The sequence below is a fragment of the Mycolicibacter terrae genome, from assembly GCF_010727125.1.
Lineage (GTDB): Bacteria > Actinomycetota > Actinomycetes > Mycobacteriales > Mycobacteriaceae > Mycobacterium > Mycobacterium terrae.
The window spans coordinates 180,530-199,003 of record NZ_AP022564.1 but is presented as its reverse complement, the minus strand read 5'-3'; the positions used below and the strand labels follow the sequence as shown (position 1 = coordinate 199,003).

Here is an 18,474-nt window from a genome sequence, read left to right as displayed (position 1 = left end):
GAGCCACCACGTTTGAGGCTCGTCGTCATGAGTGATCAGCCCAGTTCCCGACGCCGGCCTATGACGCCGCGGGAACGGCACCTACTCGCCGCCGGGTACGGGCCGGTCATCGTTATCGCCGCCGCGCGGATCGCCTCCCGGATCAGGCAATGGCGCCGGCAGCGGCAGAAGGCATCGACCACATGACGCAGAACCCCGCGCTGGCTGCGTTGTCCGAGGCCGGCGTGTCGGTCTGGCTGGACGACCTGTCCCGTAACCGCTTGATCTCGGGCAACCTGCAGCACTTGATCGACACCAGAAGCGTCGTCGGCGTCACCACCAATCCCTCGATCTTCCAACGCGCGATCTCAGGCGGCGACGACTACAACCGGCAGGTCGCCATCCTTGTTCACCAGGGCGCCGACGCCGAAACGGCGATCCGCACCCTAGTCACTGATGACGTTCGGCACGCCTGCGACGTCCTACACCCGCAATGGGCTGCCTCCGGCGGCGTCGACGGGCGCGTTTCGATCGAGGTCGATCCACGGCTGGCCCACGACGCCGACAAGACGGTCTGCCAAGCCGTCGAACTGTGGAAGATCGTCGACCGCCCCAATCTGTTCATCAAAATCCCCGCCACCCCGGCCGGCCTGTCGGCCATCACGGCCACAGTGGCCCAGGGCATCTCAGTGAACGTGACGCTCATCTTCTCCGCTGAGCGCCACCGCCAGGTGATGGACGCTTACCTGGCCGGATTGGAAAGCGCGCAAGAAGTCGGCCACGACCTCGCCCGAATCCATTCCGTGGCATCGCTGTTCGTATCCCGCGTGGACACCGAAATCGACTGGCGGCTGGAAGCCATCGACACGGAGGCCGCACTGGCGCTGCGCGGACAAGCAGGAATCGCCAATGCCCGGCTCGTTTACGCGGCCTTCCAGCAGGTGTTCCAGAACGAACAGCGCTACGCCGCACTGAGCTACGGCGGGGCCCATGCTCAGCGCCCGCTATGGGCATCCACCGGTGTGAAGAACCCCGCCTATCCGGACACGAAGTACATCACCGCGCTGGTTGCACCCCAGACCGTCAGCACCATCCCGGAAAAGACCCTGGAAGCGCTCGCTGATCACGGAGTGATCAACGGCGACACCATCAGCGGGACGGCCGCCACCGCCCAGACTGTGCTGGACAACATCGGTGCGGTCGGCGTCGACGTCAGGGACGTCTTCCGCCTGCTCGAGCACGACGGCGTCGCCAAGTTCGAAGCAGCCTGGCGAAAGTTGCTCGACTCCTACCCCGGCCCCGCACATCCACTGTCAGAAGGAACATGCGATGACTGAGTTGACCGACGGGCGAGCATCGATGACATTCGTTGCACAGCTGGCCACGCAGCTGCGGGCCGACGCGATCCGCTGTAGCACTCGCGCTGGTTCCGGACACCCCACCTCGAGCATGTCCGCTGCCGATCTGATGGCCGTATTGCTCGCGCGTCATCTGCGCTACCTGTGGGATCGGCCGGACCATCCGGACAACGATCACTTCATCTTGTCCAAAGGCCACGCGTCGCCCCTGTTGTACGCCGCGTTCAAGGCCGCGGGCGCGATCACCGACACCGAATTGATGTCGGGCTACCGCCGGTTCGGCTCTCGCCTACAGGGCCATCCGACGCCGGTGCTGCCGTGGGTCGATGTCGCCAGCGGTTCCCTGGGGCAGGGAATCGGCAACGGCGTCGGCGTTGCGCTCGCCGGAAAATTCCTCGACAAGTCGCCGTTTCACGTGTGGGTGTTGTGCGGCGACAGCGAGACCGCCGAGGGATCGGTCTGGGAGGCGCTCGACAAGGCCGGCCATTACGCGCTGGCGAACTTCACCGTCATCGTCGATGTCAACCGGCTCGGGCAACGCGGACCGACCGAACTGGGCTGGGATATGGAGAGTTACGCGAAACGTGTCGAGGCATTCGGCGCCAGGGCCATCAGCATCGACGGGCATGCTCTCGACGAGATCGACCGAGCGCTCACAACCGCGCGCGCGTCTGAAGCAGTGCCTACCGTCATCCTCGCCCGGACCATCAAGGGACGCGGATTCGGTGAAGTCGAAGATCGCGAAGGCTGGCACGGAAAGGCGCTCCCCGCCGAGATGGCGCAGCGCGCCCTGGCTGAACTCGGCCACGTCTCGGACCTGACCGTCACCGGGCTCAAGCCCGCACCGCGTGAGCGCAGCACTCCGATAGGGCGCGGCAAACATGCACCACGCCTGCCGGTCTACACACTGGGAGACAACGTCGCCACCCGAACCGCCTATGGGGCGGCGCTGGTGGCGTTGGGTGCAGCCAACCCCCGGATCGTCGCCATGGACGGCGAGGTGAGCAATTCGACCGGTGCCGCAGAATTCGCCCACAGCTATCCCGACCGCTATTTCGAAATGTTCATAGCCGAGCAGCAGCTCGTCGCATCCGCTGTTGGACTCAGTGTTCAGCAGTACATTCCGTTCGCCTCAACGTTCGCTGCGTTCTTCACCCGTGCCCATGACTTCATCCGCATGGCCGCTGTGTCGCGGGCGAACATCTGTCTGGCCGGATCCCACGCCGGCGTCGAAATCGGCGAAGACGGACCCTCCCAGATGGCACTGGAGGACCTCGCGATGATGCGGTCCATCCACGGCGCGACTGTGCTCTACCCCAGCGATGCGACGAGCACCGCCGCACTGGTCCACGCGATGGCCGAAGGCCGGGGCATCCGCTACCTGAGAACCACCCGCGGTGCCTACCCCGTCCTCTACGAGCCCACCGCGACATTCACCATCGGTGGTTCCCAGACGCTGCGTTCCACCGATGACGACCAGGTGACGCTCATCGGGGCCGGTGTCACCGTCCACCAGTGCCTGGCTGCTGCTGATTCGCTGGAACGCGAGGGAATCGCCGCTCGCGTCATCGACATGTACTCCCTCAAGCCGATCGATCGGCAGGGGCTCGCCGATGCTGTCAGACATACTCGTGGACGGCTCGTCATCGCCGAAGACCATCACCCCGAGGGAGGTCTGGGCTCGGCCGTGCTCGAAGCCCTTAGCGGCGAGATGTCATATCCACTTCAACTGGAGCACTTGGCGGTTCGCATCATGCCCGGATCGGGAACACCCGCTGAGCTGCTGGCGAAGGCCGGGATCGACGGGCCGAGTATCGAACGCGCCGTCCGGCGTGTACTGACCGACACCGGGGCACGCTGCTGGCCTGCAGCCCACACTGGGTCAACGGGTCCGTCCCACTGATCGTCCACCTAACGGAGCTCCAATGAGTATTGTCAACAAGGGATTTCACGGACGCCGCACCGAGACGGTCGTTGAGTTGCCTCCCGGTCAACATCTGACGGCGGACTTTCCTGTGTTGCAGACCGGACCAACACCGCACGTCGACATCGAGCGCTGGCGATTGACCATCCGCGACGAGCGCGGCACCGTCCACAAGTGGACGTGGGCCCAGCTCAACCTGCTGCCGAGCCGGACGATCACGGTCGACATCCACTGTGTCACCAAGTGGTCCAAGTTGAATACTCGGTGGAGAGGTGTCTCGCTGGACACCATTCTCGAATCAACCGGGACTGCAGCGCAATTCGCTTTGATCCGCTCCTATGGCGGCTACACCACCAATATTCCGTTGCGCGATCTTCTCGGCGAGAGGGCCTGGCTCGTCTACGAGTACGACGGCATGCCGCTCAGCGCGGTCCACGGTGGCCCAGCGCGGCTGCTGGTGCCACATCTCTACTTCTGGAAGCCCGCGAAGTGGGTGAGATCCATCGAATTGCGGGCCGATGACGATCCGGGATTCTGGGAGAGTCTGGGTTATCACAACTATGGCGACCCGTGGCGAGAGCAACGCTACGCCGGGGATTGAAGCGATCGTGGATATCGCTCCGAAACCGAGGTTGCATTGGCAAGTCGCGCGGGTATTGGACGCTCGGCCCGAGACCGCGTCCGCGAGCACCATCGGATTGGCGGTGCCGGGCTGGGGTGGTCACCTGGCCGGGCAGCACATCGACCTCAAGCTGACCGCCGAGGACGGATACAGCGCACAGCGCAGCTACTCATTGAGCAAGCCGCCGGATGGTGAGCGCATCGAGCTCACTATCCAGCAGATCCCCGACGGGGAGGTCTCGCCCTACCTGACCGGGCTCACCGCCGGCGACGAGATCGAACTTCGCGGACCGATCGGCGGCTGGTTCGTCTGGCGACCGGGCGAGGCGACTCGGGTTCTGCTCGTCGCCGGCGGAGCGGGAATCGTGCCGTTGATGGCCATGTTGCGCCAGCGGGTTGTGGCCGGTGCAGCGAGCTTTCACCTGGTCTACTCGGTGCGCAGTCCGGCCGACGTCTACTACGCCCAGGAGTTGGACCGACTTGAGCGGGAATGCGATTGGTTACAGGTGGTCCTGGTCCACACCCGCACGGCCACGCCGCAGACCGAACGGCCCCCGGGGCGAATCGCGTCCAGTGACCTCGCGGCGCCGGGGTGGGGGCCCGACGACGGGGTCTGCATCTACGTCTGCGGACCAACCGGGTTCGTGGAATCGGTAACCACCTTGCTGATCAAGCATGGGCATCAGCCCTCAGCTATCCGGACGGAGCGGTTCGGGCCCAGCAATGAGTCCAGAAACGAGGATCGATGACACAACCCACGCATATCGACGGCAACGCCGCTGCCGGTGCCTTCGCAGCGGCACTCGGAGTCGACGTCACCACCGCGATGCTGACGTGCGCGAAATGTGGTCGCATCGCGGCCTTTGCCCAGAGCCACGTCTATCACCGCGCCCCGGGCATCGTGGTGCGCTGTCCGAACTGCGAAGCGGTCCTGGCCAGGCTGGTGCAGACGCCCACCGACGTCTGGCTCGATCTCCGCGGCTCCCAGTCCTGGCGTTTCCCGGTCGCGGATCGGTAACCACGTCGTCGGCCGGTATGCGGGCGGCGGCGCCTACTTCTGCGCCGACTGACCGGCGCAGCATGGGCTGGACCCGACCGGTCCGGCAGCGGCGCCGGCCGACTTCGAGCGGTCCTGCCGCTGCGCGTTCGCGTGAGCGCGCTCTTCGACGGTGTCGGGATTGGTGGCCATCAGCCACAACGCGGCCAGAGCGAAGAACCCGGCATACACCGCTCCGCCTAACAGCGTCATGATCTGGCTCCCTTGCGATACGTTATTAGCCAGTCTGCCTATTCGCGGCGGTGTTTGCAGCTTCCCACGCCGGAATGTGGGGCGTTTCATGTTGCCGCCGGCCTAGTGACCTGTACCCCGTCAGGGCCTCTGGGCAGCGCGTTTGGATCACCGGCGGGACGGTGCGATACGCTGTCGAGGCTTCACACGGGGTGTGGCGCAGCTTGGTAGCGTGCTTCGTTCGGGACGAAGAGGTCGTGGGTTCGAATCCCGCCACCCCGACTCGTGTGATCGCAGGTAGAGGCCCTGACCGGGAATTCCGGTCGGGGCCTTCTTACTTCCCAGTCCGCAGCTGGTCCGCAGTGGCTGCCAGAGACCGCATTCGCGCGGCATCTAGTGCAACCGAAACTTGCTCCAGGTCGTCGGGGAACAGGTCGGCATACGTATCCAGGGTCAAGACCGCAGAAGCGTGTCCCAGCATCGTCTGAACAGCCTTGACGTTGGCCCCGGCGCTGATCGACAAGGACGCTGCCGTATGACGAAGGTCGTGAGGCGTGACGGTGGGATACGCCGGGTCTGCTTCCTGAAGCCGTTGGACAGCCATGTTGAACACCCGCGGCCGCCACGTCGACACTCGCAACAATGCTCCGCCGGGTGACGTGAACACCAAATCGTCTCGTCGCTTGCCGATCATGATCGCGGCCAGCGGATCAGCAAGGAACGCAGGGAAGGGCACCGAGCGACGCTCGTGGGATTTGGGTGACGACCACACCACACGTCCCTTGACCTCGGCGACCGCCTCACGGATATTTACCCTCCGGCGGAGCATGTCGAAGGACTCCACCCGTAGCGCTGCCATCTCGCCCCAGCGCAGCCCGGTGTAGGCCAGGAATCGAACAACAACGGCGTACTCGCCGACCTCGCGGGCCAGAAGCTCCACCTGCTGGTGTGTCAGGTAGCCCCGCGCTCGGTGCTGTCGTCGCGGCGACTTCACTCCTGTGCACGGATTGCGGGGGATCCGTCGATCGTCGACGGCCATCTCCAAGATCTGCCTCAGGACGCTGAGCGCGTTCTCGATGGTGGCCGGTTTGGCTCCGCCCGCCGCCAATTGCTGCACCCACGCCCTGATATCCGACGATTGCACGTCGGCTACAGCGACCGCGGCCCACCGGCCTTCGACGTAGCCCGACCAGGCGAATGCGCGTGTCGCAACCGTCGTCTCCTTCAAATGACCCTGTGTGCCAAGCCATTTCCCATGCAGCTCACGGACGGTGATGCGCCCGGCTTTCGGCGCGACATAGGTGCCGATCGTCTGAGCGGCCGTGATCTCATTGAGAAAGGCCTGAGCGTCCACCTTGCGGTCGAACGAACGCGTGTTCTCCCCGCCTTGGTCGTCGACGTAACGGGCCAACCAGCGGCGGCCCATACCGCTACGTGCGGTGGGGCTCCCGTCTGATCGACGCCACCGGTCCTCGACACCAGCCCGACGGTTTCGTCGCTGCAAGTCGACCACCTCCTCTACCGCCAGTTTCACACCGACCACCGACAGCCGACGAAAGCGTTCGGCTGGAGTCAATTTGTAGGCGAAGTTGAGGGTACTGGTGGACAAATGCAGGGCGCCACCACCACCGTTGGATTCGTTGACAGAACCCACCATTGAGGAGCAGCTACATGGATCTACTGAGCGCCAAACAGGTTTCGGACATCATCGGCGTCCCCGTTGGAACTCTCCGCTACTGGCGCCACTGCGATATCGGGCCGGCCAGTTTCACCTTGGGCCGCCGGGTCGTGTACCGGCGCGACGAGGTACTGCGATGGATCGCGGAACAAGAAACCGCGACCCGGCGGGGAGGCGGAGACGCCGCGTGAACCGCGCCCACGAAAAAGACCCCGGGGCCTAGCCGAGGTCTTTGTTCGAACCACCTGATCATCCGACACGGAAGTTCCACATGAGAATAGCTCGTCAACGCAGCCTGCATAAGCACGGTGTGCAGGAAATCCTATGAGCGACAACACCGAGACGGACAAGAAGTCGGTGGCCGCGCGCTTGGTCGGCATGGCACAGGAACGCTACCTGCTCGGACTCTCCGATGAGGGTGAGCCGTTCGGAGCTGACCGCGATCGCCCGCACTTGGTCATGCTCCTCCGCGCCGGCAAGGCCGGTCTACGCGCCGACCTAGCCACACGGTACTTCGCCGAGACCGGCGCGGTCGCCGGCGGCCAGGCCCTGACTGACGCCACGCTGATCCTTGAAGGATTGGCTGCCACGAAGCCGCCCGAACGCCTGAACCTCCGCGTCGCTGACGATGACGGCACGATCTACATCGATACCGGACTACCCAACGGCCAGGTGATTCGTATCCGACAGGGCCGGTGGACGCTGACCGAGCGGGCACCTGTGCGCTTTCTAGGCACCAAGTTGACCGGAGCGATGCCGCTGCCGGCTCAGGGCGGGGATATCGAGAAGCTCTGGGATTTCGTCAACGTCGACTTCGAAGACCGACCGGTCCTCCTCGCTGCCCTCATTGCCGCTCTTGTCCAGACCGACGTCCCACACCCGATCTTGGCGCTGTTCGCCGAGCAGGGCAGCGCCAAGAGCACAACCACCCGCATGCTGGTCGATCTCATCGACCCGTCACCGGTTCCCCTACGGCAGGCACCGCGTGATTCCGATTCGTGGGTCACTGCGGCGTCCGGGTCGTGGGTTGTTGCCTTGGACAATCTGTCGACGATTCCGCCCTGGTTGTCGGATTCCCTGTGCCGTGCCGCCACAGGCGACGGCAACGTCAAACGGGCGTTGTACACGGACTCCGATCTCGCGGTGATCAAATTCCGGCGGTGCGTCATCATCAACGGCATCGACGTCGGCGCAGTGCGACCCGACCTCGCGGAGCGACTGGCGACAGTCGACCTGCGACGCATTGATCGCCACATGCGACAACCGGAAGCCACGATGCGACAACAGTGGCGCACGGCTCTACCAGGCATTTTGGGCGGGCTTCTTGATCTGGCCGCCGTGGTTCATCAACGGCTGGAAACCATTTCGGTCGACGTGTCGCCACGGATGGCGGACTTCAGTCGCACGCTGGCGGCCGTTGACGAGATTCTGTCGACCCATGGCTTCCGGCGTTACTTGTCACGCGCCAGTCAACTCTCCGAGGACAGCCTGTCCGCCGACCCGTTCATCGAACAGCTAAGGCTGCACATCCGGGAACCGCTCATCGGAAAGTCCGGCGGCGACCTGCTGGCGACAGTCACGCCGACCGGCGACACCTGGCGCAGACCAAAGGAGTGGCCTCGGAACGGCCGGGATGTCACAGCCGTCCTGCGACGGCACGCACCTGCGCTCCGGAGTCTGGGTTGGGCGATCGAAGACGATGGCGCTCGAAATCATCGGAACGTGCTGCTGTGGACCATCTATCCGCCCTACAAAGACGTGTCGGCCAAACAACCCTCGCAATCCTCGCGTCCCTCGCGCATTTCGGCTCCGCGTGAGCTGTCGTCCTTTGTTCAAGATCTGCCGGCGCCCCACCAGACCATCCCGAACAAGCATTCGGGCGACAATCTCGACGTCGAGGCCTCATGACCGCGCTCGTCGTCACGGCTGCGCCGGACCCTTCGGGCACAATCAGCACCACGTCCCTCTACGTGAGGAGTTGGTGTCCGTGAGCGCGCAATTCGAGGCGATCGCCCAGGCGGTCATCCACGACTGGCCTGACTACGGGTGGTCCGGCCGATTGGAGGCGGCCATCAAGCAGCTGTATCTGTCAGAACTTACTTATCCGGCAACATGGTCCAGCGACCGTTGCGCGGAGTTCGCAGAGAGCCACGCCGGCGACGACGCGCTCCTTCTCACCAGCTCACTGGACGACCTCATCGATACCGTCACAGATTGCTATGTGCGCGATCACGGAGTTCTCCCCCATCGTGACGATTCAGCTCTATTACTTACAGCGGCGCGTCGGGACGTGCTCGACGAGCTGGAGCTCCGGTTCGCGGCTGACCTACCTGCCGAGATCGCCGCGTTGACAGCCCACGGTGTTGGAAGGGCAAATGGCTCTCTGACGGCGTGCGGGCCGGCCCAACGGCGGCAGAGCAGCACACTGCGCCTAAGCCGTCCTTAGGTAGGTTCCGTTTTGCGGCGGCACCATCCGCTTCGAAATGGCCTTTCGCACTCCCGTGTCGACAGACGAGATGCGATCGAGCGGCGCATAGATCCCTTGAAGCCGCGTTCGCTATTTCCGGACCGGGGGCGCTGCCTCTCCTGCTCCTCATCTCTGACGATAGCGCCTACACTTGTCGGTAGGTGCATCTAAGGTGCATCTCTATGGACAGGACAGTATGACCATCGATCCACACACACTTCGCCCAGCTGAGGACGTTCCATTGGGGGGGCTGCCCTCGGCCGATCCGACCCTGCTCGGAAACGCTCCCCTCGAAGTCGCAGTGATCGAGATCCGGTATACCGCCCGTACCGACGAGATCACACCGGAGGTCGCCGCTGCTTTCCGGGACGACCTTGTGGAGAACACGGGGGTGGACTTCCCGAGCATTCAACCCACCGTCCAACAGCAGATGAGGATCGACTTCGGGGCCAACGGCGTTTCCCAGGTGGCAGCGGAGTCCAGTGGGTGGCAAATTGCTTCCGCGGACGGAGCACACGTCACGCTCATGCCCGACATCCTGATCATGCAGGTCAACCGCTACGAGCGATGGCGTACCAGCATGAAGGCTCCGCTAACCGTTCTGGTCGAATCTCTCGGACGGTTAGTCAAGCCATCGTTGGTGCACCGCATCGGTCTGCGGTACGTCGACCGCTTCCATGACAGTGGGTTCAACTCTGCAGAGGCTTGGCGTGGCCGGATCGACGACACCCTTCTGGGCCCTGTGCTTAACCCAGTGTTCGGCGGCAGTGTTCGAGGTGCTCAACAGCAGGTGGAGATCCGGCTTGATGATCATCACGGCGCGTTGCTGCGGCATGGACCAGTTCGCGATGATTCGGGCAAGTGCGTGCAGTATCTACTCGATACGGACGTGTTCCGCCACTCCTCATTCACGTTCGACGTGCGAGAGGTCGTCATCTCAGCGGAGCGGCTGAACCGCACTTCGTTGTCACTTTTTCAGGCGTCGGTTACCGATACCTACCTGAAAGAGCTTCGAGAAGGGAGCGCGAAATGACGATCATGGAGCAGCAGCCGACCGGCTCCCGCGTGCTCCGGTCACCTTCCTGGGCCCGAGCACAAAAGGGCCTGTACCCGGCCCCTTGCGAGGACGGACTCTGGTCCAGCACGTTCGTGGAGATGAGTTCATCGCCGGGGTTGCGGGATGTCGTCGCGCATTTCTCTGGAGCCCTCGACCCGTGCGGATGGGATCAGGTTCGCGTCGAAGTTTTCAAGAGTCTCGACGGGCAGATGAACCTTCCGGGCTCGGCGCTGTGGTTGACGATGCCGTATACATTCATCGATACGGTGCTGTCCGACGAGCAACAGATCGACGAGACGGTCGACGTTCTTGATGCCTTCGAACGAATCCGAGCCGAACTGGGCCTAACGCAGAAGGAGATGTTCAAGGCCACCGGCATCAACAAGCGCACGTTCCACTCGTGGGCGGCAAAGCCCCCCGCCAGCCGGCCCCGTGTAGCCAGCTTGGGTGGACTGTGGGAGTTGGCGGACGCCGTCGACGACCTCCGCAGCACACTGGACCAGCCGATGAACAGGTGGCTGCGTGCCGACAAGAAGCGAGCCTCCGCACTACTCGACGGCCGGTTCGACGACCTCGTTGACCTGGCTGTGGATCGGACGCCGTTCCCTCGGCGAGAGATCGGCACTTCGGTATACGAGGGGATCGCCGAACACGTCGAGACACCGATCATTCGAACCGGTGGTCCGGTGGTGACCGAGAACGTCGAGGACGGATTCGCCCGGTGACTATTGATCGACTCCTGCCGGAGCGATGGCCCCCGCACACGCTTCTCGCTCTGGAGCGGTGGCGGCAAGGGCATCTTCTCCCGATGGATCGCGGCGCATGGATCGTCCCAGCGTGGGTAGATGACCCTGTAACCGGAGAACCCGCTGCCGATGGAGCGTTGGGTGAGGTGCGTGCTCGGTCAGCACCATTGAGCGACAGCGGGTATGCCGCGGTGGTGTCACAGACCTGCGACATTGCGGGCGGTCCCGGGATGCGGCATCCGCTGGTGCAGGCATGCCCGGTACGCGACATCTCAGTCTTTTCGACGGAGAAGGTCCAGCAGATCAAAGACCATCAGCTCTCCGACTACGTCTGGCTAAGTGAGCCTCCGGTTCCTGGAGCGGTTTGGGCCGTGGACCTGCGCGCGATCGTTCCGGTCAGCAAGGGTTTGCTCGCTGCGCAGGAATCCGGTCGTGGGGTTCGCCTCGATTGAGGACGAGCTCATTCTCGGACAGCGCCTTGCCAGCAAACTTGGCCGGCCTGCTGTGCACGATGCGCTTGCCGGTCCGGTATTCGAAGCTCTGCGCAAACTCATTTCGAAGGCGAAGAAGTCGCAGGACTGGTGCGATGACGTCGAACAGCTTCGTTTGGAGATCGTCGAGGGGACCACACTGTATCCGAAGCGTGTGCGACTACTCGTGCTGACAGACGTCCGCTTCGGACCGTCGGAGAAGAAACCGCTTCGCGACGAATGGAAGTCCCATCGGAAGTCATTGAACGCCGCCGGGATTACTTGGGAACCAATCCATTTCCTCACGGTCGACAAATGCCCCGTGCGACTCTATCGCGCGTCGGTACCCATCGAAGCGCCGACTCTCGAGCGCGGACGGTTTGCATAGACCCACTCGGGGTGTCCGCCTCACCAATCGCACAGCTGATTTCGGACAGGGTGGCCCCACGTACCTATCGAAGCACGCCGCGGTCCGCTCCCGGCCGGATCGCGGAGTCAGAAGGCAGGTTACGAGCGACTGCGCTCACTGGCGACGGATCCGCCCTAGGGCGCTCGGCAACGCCGATGCCGATGTTGCGCAGGACGCACATCGATTGCCTGGCGGGTTATCTGCCACGTGACCCAGGTTACGCAGCGCGCATCACGCGGGCACAACGGGCGTTGACGACCAGATGATCGATACGGTTGCTGAGCCGTTCAGGCGCGATACGGATAAACAGCTTTGGCGAGATCACGCGCCGCCGTCAGAGTCGCTCGGTCGAGGTCCTTGTGCCGTGCCCGTTCCGTGAGCCTCGCTAGCAGCGTGCACAGCGCCCGCTCGTCCCGGGAGGCAATGTCTGCGGCGTCGAGCGCGCTGACAGGGACAGGAGCCGGTGAATCTTCAGGCGTCAGGGCGAGGTCGGTCGCGGAACCGGCCCTCGGCACCTCGACGACGCGGATCGGCGTTCCGTGGCGCTCGGCAGCCATGCGTGCAGCAGATGAGTCGCGCCGACACGTGTCCGAGCAGTAGAGCCGGCGGCGTCCGCGACGTGGCCTGTCTTCAGGATCCATCATCAACACATCGCATCGCACGCACCGCGGCCACTCCGTGTCCACACGAGCGTCGCGCCATGCATCAGCGCGCGCAGCCGGTTGCTTCTTAACGGTTTTCGCCGCCTTGCTGCGCAGCAGCGCGCGTATCTCTCTGACATCAACACCGACCAGCTCGGCGATAGCCGCCAACGTCGCGCCACGTTCCCGCATGTCCTTGATCGATGCACAGGCTTCCGCGTAATAGCGGCTGCGCCTGCGCTGCGCCTCCGCCTCCGCTTGCTGGCGAGACTGCGCGACGCGACGGGCCTGCCATTCGTCCACATCCTGCAGGCGTCCGATCAACGCCCGAACGGCGGTCGCGTCATCGGCGTTGGCACGGTCCTGCTGCGCTCGCACTTCGTTCGCTCGGCGTTGCGCCTCGACGGCGCGACGACGCGCCTCCAGTTTCGACACAGCAGTCATGTCGACAACCTACGAAGCAACACGAGGTTTGGTCCACGACCACAGCCACATTCGTCTCAGTTCCGCGCGTCGCTCAGCGTCACTTCCGATGGCGCGCCCCGGCCGCTGTCGTCACTGCCGAGTAACCCGCCCCGCTTGCCACCAAGCCATCCCTGCCAGCCAGTTCCTCCAATTCCGACACACCTCTTGCACTCTGGGGCCAGCACGATCACTTTTCGTCGGACGATAAACACGCATCGATCCGCAATGCCATTGACGAAAGTGCTACGGGGTCTCAACGCGAGCAACCGCACTGCGAACGCTGAGGCGGTTCACGTCGCCTGGCCCGACATAGTCGTCGTGGGCATGCCTGGGGTCTGCTGCACGAATAGGTGACATCTGAGTTGGCTTGCCCGGGACGGGTGAGCTGGAAGGATGTCCTTGTGCCCAGGCCTTACCCCCGAGAGTTCCGCGACGACGTCGTGCGGGTCGCTCGCAACCGCGACGACGGTGTAACGATCGAGCAGATCGCCACCGATTTCGGTGTGCACCCGATGACGCTGCACAAGTGGATGCGCCAAGCTGATATCGATGAGGGCACCAAGCCCGGCAAGAGCACCGGCGAGTCCGCTGAGCTGCGGGATGCGAGGCGTCGGATCAAGTTGTTGGAGCAGGAAAACGAGGTCCTGCGCCGGGCCACCGCGTATTTGTCGCAGGCCAATCTGCCGGGAAAAGGGTCTACCCGCTCGTAAGTGAGCTCGCCGACGACGGGGTCCCCGTCGCGGTGACGTGCCGGGTACTCAAGCTCGCCCGCCAGCCCTATTACCGCTGGCGGGCCAATCCCATCACCGACGCCGAGTTCATCGAGGCCTACCGCGCCAACGCCCTGTTCGACGCCCATAAGGATGACCCTGAGTTCGGCTATCGCTACCTGGTCGAAGAGGCCCGCGAGGCCGGCGAGTCGATGGCCGAGCGCACCGCTTGGCGGATCTGCTCGCAGAATCGGTTGTGGAGCGTGTTCGGTAAGAAGCGTGGCAAGAACGGCAAGGTTGGCCCGCCGGTCCACGATGATCTCGTAGAGCGGGATTTCACCGCTGGTAGACCAAATCGGTTGTGGCTCAGTGATATCACCGAGCATCGCACCGGCGAAGGCAAGCTCTATCTCTGTGCGATCAAGGACGTGTTCTCCAACCGCATCGTCGGGTACTCGATCGACTCCAGGATGAAGTCCCGTCTGGCCACCGCAGCGCTCAGTAGTGCGGTGGCACGTCGCGGTGATGTGGCCGGCTGCATCCTGCACTCCGACCGCGGATCTCAATTCAGGTCAAGGAGATTTGTACATGCACTCGGTCGTTACGAGATGGTTGGATCGATGGGCCGCGTCGGTGCGGCCGGCGACAACGCGGCGATGGAGAGCTTCTTTAGTCTGCTGCAGAAGAACGTGCTCGATCGTCGCCGCTGGGACACCCGCGAGGAGTTGCGGATCGCGATCGTCACCTGGATCGAACGGACCTACCATCGCCGCCGGCGCCAGGCCGGACTCGGGCGGTTGACCCCGATCGAATTCGAAGCGATTATGACGACACCGGCCACTCAGGCCGCGTGACCGAAACTGTCACCTGATCTTGCAGCAGACCCCTGCGATCTGCGTGCACGGCCCCTAGCGAGTGACGGCGAACATTTCGCCGGTGCCATCGCCGACGTGACTGGAGTGCAGAGGAAAGTTCGAAGACCAGCCAGACTGGGCGCAGTGAAACTCGTTGTGCTAGAGGGCTATGCGAGCGGTCGCCGTGCATGCAGACTGGCGGCCTTCACGCGCTTGGTCTCGCCATCGTCGCTCTTGCAGTGGGCGGCGAGAAAGCCATCGACGAGGTTCACGCAGTCGTCGTGAGTGATGGCGCGAATGCCGGTCATCCGGGCAAACGCCACTGGGCCGACCAGTTGGCACAGCGCCAGTTCTCGGTCGAAGTTCTCCAACTCGGCTTGCGCCGTCGGGCTAGAGAGTATGGCGTCGAACGGTTGCCGGTACTGCTCGACGACTCGGGCCCGCAACGCGCCGGATGTGTGTCGATCATCGGCTTCGTTCGTCGGGCCGGTGGGACCAAGGGACAGCCATGCCAGCGTCGTGACATGCAGTGGCGCGTCGTTGAAAAGAGCGGCTTGGCGGCTTAGCAATTCGATCAACTGGTCACGCAGAGGGCCGCTGGTCGGTACCGGAGTCGTCACCTGGGGAAGCAAGCGTTCGAACGTGGCTGCGAGCAGGTGCGACGAACTTTGGAAATGGCGGTAAAGCGTGGTTCTGGCCACTTTGGACGCTTTGGTGACGGCATCGATCGTGACGGCTTCCACGCCGCCAGTGCTCAGAAGGGTCGCGGCTGCATCCAGCAGTCGATTTCGAGACCGGATTCGCCGCGGGTCCACGTCATCGTCAGGGACCGGCGCTGGCTGACTGTCGCTCACTCATTCACCTCGGCGGTCGATTTCACGCGATGCTGTCCTGGCAGTCTAGCAGTGTGGTACTAACGGTATCGAAGCGAAACCGATAGTATTGGAGCGTGATTGTGCCGGAAAGCGCGTCGCTGCCGAAGCGGTTACCTTCGCACACGACAACGTGCATGGGTTGCGGCCCCGACAATCCCCACGGACTGCAGTTGGTGGTGCACCGCCGCGGCGACGCGGTGTACTCCGACGTGATTTTCGACGAGCGCCACATTGGGGCTCCTGGGCTGGCCCATGGCGGAGCAGTTGCGGCGGCGTGCGATGACGTCTTGGGATTCACATTGTGGATCGCCGGCACACCAGCGGTGACTCGCAGCCTGACAGTGGAGTATCTGCGGCCGGTACCTCTGCATCAACCCCACAGGATCACCGCCCACATCCGGTCCCGCGAAGGACGGGCTCTGCACGTCATGGCGACGGGCACTGATTCCGATGGGGCCAACCGCTTCACCGCCACTGCGGTATTTGTCGCAGTCAGCACGGATCACTTCGCTGCGCACGGCGACGTCAGTGCTTTTGGCGGCCTTCTCGAGCAGTTCTCACGTCACGGCGGCCTCGACGACGGGCGATTATGACGCACGCTCTTTCTCGCAGCCATGGCAAAACCCGACCGCTGGAAGCAAATTCGGCTGGCGGTCAGACGCGGACCGCTGTAGCGCCCGCCTCGCGTTCATCCGCCCAGCGCCGGGAAGCGATTCTGGACGCGGCCCTGCTCGTGGCCACGTCAGGTGGCTATGAGGCGGTTCAGATGCGGTCGGTTGCCGAGCGGGCCGGTATCGCCGTCGGCACGCTCTACCGCCACTTCCCGGCGAAGACCAACTTGTTGGTGGCGGCGCTATCGCGCGAGTTTCGCCGACTCGACTCGGCTGACGACTGGGCTAGCGGTGACGGCACGCCATTGGAACGGCTCGAACGTCTCACCACACACCTACATGACCGCTGGCAGCGCGATCCCTGGCTGACATCAGCCATGACACGAGCGTTCGCCGTTGCAGACACCCGGGCAGCCGCAGAACTAGACTGCGCCGCCGCCGAAATTCAGACCCTGCTGGCCCGCACGCTCAGGGGCGGCGAACCGACTCCCGCCGATTTACACATCGCCGCGATCATCTCCGACGTGTGGCTGGCCAACCTCGTGGCCTTTTGTGGCCACCGAGCGTCGGCCGCCGATACTCGCGAACGCATCGACCTGGCCACTCGGCGCGTGGTGACCAGCCGCGCACGACCCGCGGAAACCGCATAACGCTACTAGTAGTATCGCAGCGCTACCTAAAGTACCCTTAGGGCGAGGCTCGATGACGCGGCGAAGGAGAGTGCCATGTATACCCAATGGATCGAAAATTGTGTCGTGCAACGCGTCTCCGTGCGCGACGGCCTGGTCCTGGACCTGGACGACTACAACGAGATTGTCATCTCGTGCCCCTTGCTGCTGACACTGCCTGCGGTCGACCCGTATCCCGCAGAAGCGGTACGCATCGATCCACTCAAGATCGCGACTGACGAACGCCCGTTGTTGAACCTCGCCGGCGCGGTGTGCACTCAGGCCTGGTCCGGCGACGATGGAGGGCTACACCTGAGGTTCTCGCGTGGACACAGCATCGACGTCGACCCCGATTCCGAGGAAACGGCATGGGAGTTGTACGGCAAGCGCCACGGCTACATGGCATGCCTACCCCGGGGGCGGGTACGCGTGGTCCGCCACGACCTCCCCGACAGCGACGACGCCAACATCCTCAACAACGCCGCACAACCGTCGGCGGGGTCGGCGCGACAGACGCACTAAATGCGACCGCGGACGGGGACGGGTCAACTTCGGCGGCAATGCGTGGATCAGATTGAACGTGGACCGGACTGCCCTGGCGACATCGAGGCGGGCGAGCATTCCCGAATGATGCTGTCGAGGTTTTGCTGCACGCGCTCGGGAGCGATGCCAACCGATGGTGAATACAGCATGATGTGGTCGAGGACGCCGTCGTAGCGTCTCAGCTGTTCACGGACCTCGTGTGCCGTCCCCGCGACGCCCATGGTGTCGATCATCTCCTCGGACACCGCGGCGAACATCGCCGGGAAATCGCGCTGGGCGAATGCTTCCCGGATGGTTCGGCCTTCGCTGGCGAAGCCGTTCACATCAAGTACCGTCTCGTAGGATTTGACCGAGGAGTAGAACGCAATCTGCTGCGCCAGTTCGCGCCTGGCGACCTCGGCGTCGTCGTGGATGGCGCACATCACCATGGAAATGATTTCCACGTCATTGGGGTCGCGGCCGGTGTGCGCGGCACCCCTGGCGATAGCGGGCCGGACGATCTCCTCGACGTAGGTGGTGGTGAACAGGGGATGTCCGGCCAGCCCGTCGGCCACCCGCCCGGCCGCCTCGCACATCCGAGGCCGGACACCGGCGGTGACGATCGGGATCGGCCGGCTGGAGGGTCCCACGTCGCCGGTCGGCGTGAGATTCATTCTGTAAAAACGACCCTCGTGATGGATCGGGCCTTCATGCAGGTTCCATATCCGGCGCAGCAGCATCACGAGTTCTTCCATCCGCAGCGCGGGCGCGGAGGTGTCGGGCACGCCGTGCCAGTCGCTCATCATCCGCTTGGTGCCGTTGCCGATGCCCAGCACCAGCCGTCCGTTGGAGAGTTCGTCGAGATCACGCGCCTCGGTGGCCAGCACCAGGGGGCTTCGGCCGACGCCGTAGAGAATGGAGGAACCGATCCGGCAGTTCTGTGTGCAGTTGGCCATCGCGGCCATGGAGATCGAACCCGACCGGGAGTAGAACTCCGAGGCCCATACGGCGTCGAACCCGGCCGCATCGGCGGCGTGTGCGGTCTGGGCCAGTGACTTCAAATCCGCGCCGAGAACCGACAGGCCGTAGGTGCTCATGACCGGTCTCCTGTGCGCGGGCGCGGGCCGTCGAATACGACGGCGCTGACCCGTGGCCGCCGTCTGGTGGAGGTGATCCTCGGCGACCAGGTAC

The 18,474-nt window shown here is 63.9% G+C and carries 21 protein-coding genes and 1 tRNA gene; 17 read left to right on the top strand and 5 right to left on the bottom strand.

What is annotated here, in order from left to right:
• The first annotated feature begins 182 nt into the window (after positions 1-182).
• From tal to G6N23_RS00995, 5 genes are read left to right on the top strand one after another with little or no spacing between them, the layout of a single operon-like run.
• Positions 183-1,316 carry a transaldolase gene (gene tal / locus G6N23_RS01015; protein WP_085260338.1) on the top strand — a complete coding sequence of 378 codons (1,134 nt, stop codon included), beginning with the start codon at positions 183-185 and terminating at the stop codon, positions 1,314-1,316.
• A complete protein-coding gene (locus G6N23_RS01010; protein WP_085260339.1) occupies positions 1,309-3,240 on the top strand; it encodes a transketolase in 1,932 nt (643 codons plus the stop codon). The genes tal and G6N23_RS01010 overlap by 8 nt, the downstream gene beginning before the upstream one ends.
• A gap of 22 nt (positions 3,241-3,262) precedes the next feature.
• Positions 3,263-3,862: a sulfite oxidase-like oxidoreductase gene (locus G6N23_RS01005; protein WP_085260340.1), complete on the top strand. Its 600-nt coding sequence runs from the start codon at positions 3,263-3,265 to the stop codon at positions 3,860-3,862.
• 7 nt (positions 3,863-3,869) lie between these two features.
• Positions 3,870-4,631, top strand: coding sequence for a ferredoxin reductase (locus G6N23_RS01000; RefSeq protein ID WP_085260341.1), 762 nt, complete (start codon positions 3,870-3,872; stop codon positions 4,629-4,631).
• Positions 4,628-4,900, top strand: coding sequence for a DUF6510 family protein (locus G6N23_RS00995; RefSeq protein ID WP_085260342.1), 273 nt, complete (start codon positions 4,628-4,630; stop codon positions 4,898-4,900). Before G6N23_RS01000 ends, G6N23_RS00995 begins: the two co-directional genes overlap by 4 nt.
• Before the next feature lie 33 nt (positions 4,901-4,933).
• On the opposite strand, the gene G6N23_RS00990 is transcribed toward G6N23_RS00995, so the two are convergent.
• Positions 4,934-5,131 carry a hypothetical protein gene (locus G6N23_RS00990; protein WP_085260343.1) on the bottom strand — a complete coding sequence of 66 codons (198 nt, stop codon included), beginning with the start codon at positions 5,129-5,131 and terminating at the stop codon, positions 4,934-4,936.
• A gap of 187 nt (positions 5,132-5,318) precedes the next feature.
• On the opposite strand from G6N23_RS00990, the gene G6N23_RS00985 reads away from it, so the two are divergent.
• Positions 5,319-5,392 (top strand) — tRNA-Pro (locus tag G6N23_RS00985).
• Between the two features lie 52 nt (positions 5,393-5,444).
• Here the strand turns inward: G6N23_RS00985 and G6N23_RS00980 are convergent.
• Complete coding sequence (locus tag G6N23_RS00980; RefSeq protein ID WP_086361354.1) at positions 5,445-6,767, bottom strand: tyrosine-type recombinase/integrase; 1,323 nt, start codon at positions 6,765-6,767, stop codon at positions 5,445-5,447.
• 14 nt (positions 6,768-6,781) lie between these two features.
• Between G6N23_RS00980 and G6N23_RS00975 the strand changes: the two genes are divergently transcribed.
• The 7 genes from G6N23_RS00975 to G6N23_RS00945 all read left to right on the top strand — a co-directional run bounded on the left by G6N23_RS00975 (position 6,782) and on the right by G6N23_RS00945 (position 11,916).
• Positions 6,782-6,979, top strand: coding sequence for a helix-turn-helix transcriptional regulator (locus G6N23_RS00975; protein WP_043985064.1), 198 nt, complete (start codon positions 6,782-6,784; stop codon positions 6,977-6,979).
• Positions 6,980-7,112: 133 nt separating this feature from the next.
• Positions 7,113-8,696 carry an AICE element replication initiation protein gene (locus tag G6N23_RS00970; protein WP_052537028.1) on the top strand — a complete coding sequence of 528 codons (1,584 nt, stop codon included), beginning with the start codon at positions 7,113-7,115 and terminating at the stop codon, positions 8,694-8,696.
• A 79-nt stretch (positions 8,697-8,775) separates the two neighbouring features.
• On the top strand, positions 8,776-9,234 hold the full coding sequence (locus G6N23_RS00965) for a hypothetical protein (protein ID WP_052537029.1): 459 nt from the start codon (positions 8,776-8,778) through the stop codon (positions 9,232-9,234).
• Positions 9,235-9,451: 217 nt separating this feature from the next.
• Positions 9,452-10,288 carry a TIGR04255 family protein gene (locus G6N23_RS00960; protein ID WP_070953156.1) on the top strand — a complete coding sequence of 279 codons (837 nt, stop codon included), beginning with the start codon at positions 9,452-9,454 and terminating at the stop codon, positions 10,286-10,288.
• A gap of 5 nt (positions 10,289-10,293) precedes the next feature.
• A complete protein-coding gene (locus G6N23_RS00955) occupies positions 10,294-11,037 on the top strand; it encodes a helix-turn-helix domain-containing protein (protein WP_133055464.1) in 744 nt (247 codons plus the stop codon).
• A gap of 251 nt (positions 11,038-11,288) precedes the next feature.
• Positions 11,289-11,510 (top strand): hypothetical protein, encoded by a 222-nt coding sequence (locus G6N23_RS00950; RefSeq protein ID WP_157997552.1) that lies wholly within the window; start codon positions 11,289-11,291, stop codon positions 11,508-11,510.
• Complete coding sequence (locus G6N23_RS00945; RefSeq protein ID WP_052537033.1) at positions 11,491-11,916, top strand: hypothetical protein; 426 nt, start codon at positions 11,491-11,493, stop codon at positions 11,914-11,916. Before G6N23_RS00950 ends, G6N23_RS00945 begins: the two co-directional genes overlap by 20 nt.
• Positions 11,917-12,224: 308 nt before the next feature.
• On the opposite strand, the gene G6N23_RS00940 is transcribed toward G6N23_RS00945, so the two are convergent.
• Positions 12,225-13,022, bottom strand: coding sequence for a hypothetical protein (locus G6N23_RS00940; RefSeq protein WP_043985058.1), 798 nt, complete (start codon positions 13,020-13,022; stop codon positions 12,225-12,227).
• Positions 13,023-13,444: 422 nt separating this feature from the next.
• Between G6N23_RS00940 and G6N23_RS00935 the strand changes: the two genes are divergently transcribed.
• Positions 13,445-14,607 (top strand): IS3 family transposase gene (locus tag G6N23_RS00935; protein ID WP_085990709.1). Its coding sequence is split into 2 segments (ribosomal slippage): positions 13,445-13,729 and positions 13,732-14,607, totalling 1,161 coding nucleotides; the frame shifts between segments, so codons are not numbered across the junction.
• Positions 14,608-14,774: 167 nt separating this feature from the next.
• On the opposite strand, the gene G6N23_RS00930 is transcribed toward G6N23_RS00935, so the two are convergent.
• Complete coding sequence (locus tag G6N23_RS00930; RefSeq protein ID WP_078281698.1) at positions 14,775-15,461, bottom strand: TetR/AcrR family transcriptional regulator; 687 nt, start codon at positions 15,459-15,461, stop codon at positions 14,775-14,777.
• Between the two features lie 155 nt (positions 15,462-15,616).
• Between G6N23_RS00930 and G6N23_RS00925 the strand changes: the two genes are divergently transcribed.
• From G6N23_RS00925 to G6N23_RS00915, 3 genes are all read left to right on the top strand, one after another.
• A complete protein-coding gene (locus tag G6N23_RS00925) occupies positions 15,617-16,075 on the top strand; it encodes a PaaI family thioesterase (protein ID WP_275991490.1) in 459 nt (152 codons plus the stop codon).
• Positions 16,072-16,743, top strand: coding sequence for a TetR/AcrR family transcriptional regulator (locus tag G6N23_RS00920; RefSeq protein WP_062655117.1), 672 nt, complete (start codon positions 16,072-16,074; stop codon positions 16,741-16,743). The genes G6N23_RS00925 and G6N23_RS00920 overlap by 4 nt, the downstream gene beginning before the upstream one ends.
• A gap of 75 nt (positions 16,744-16,818) precedes the next feature.
• A complete protein-coding gene (locus G6N23_RS00915; protein ID WP_062655118.1) occupies positions 16,819-17,283 on the top strand; it encodes a DUF6188 family protein in 465 nt (154 codons plus the stop codon).
• A gap of 47 nt (positions 17,284-17,330) precedes the next feature.
• On the opposite strand, the gene G6N23_RS00910 is transcribed toward G6N23_RS00915, so the two are convergent.
• A complete protein-coding gene (locus G6N23_RS00910; protein ID WP_062655119.1) occupies positions 17,331-18,380 on the bottom strand; it encodes an LLM class flavin-dependent oxidoreductase in 1,050 nt (349 codons plus the stop codon).
• Positions 18,381-18,474: the final 94 nt, after the last annotated feature.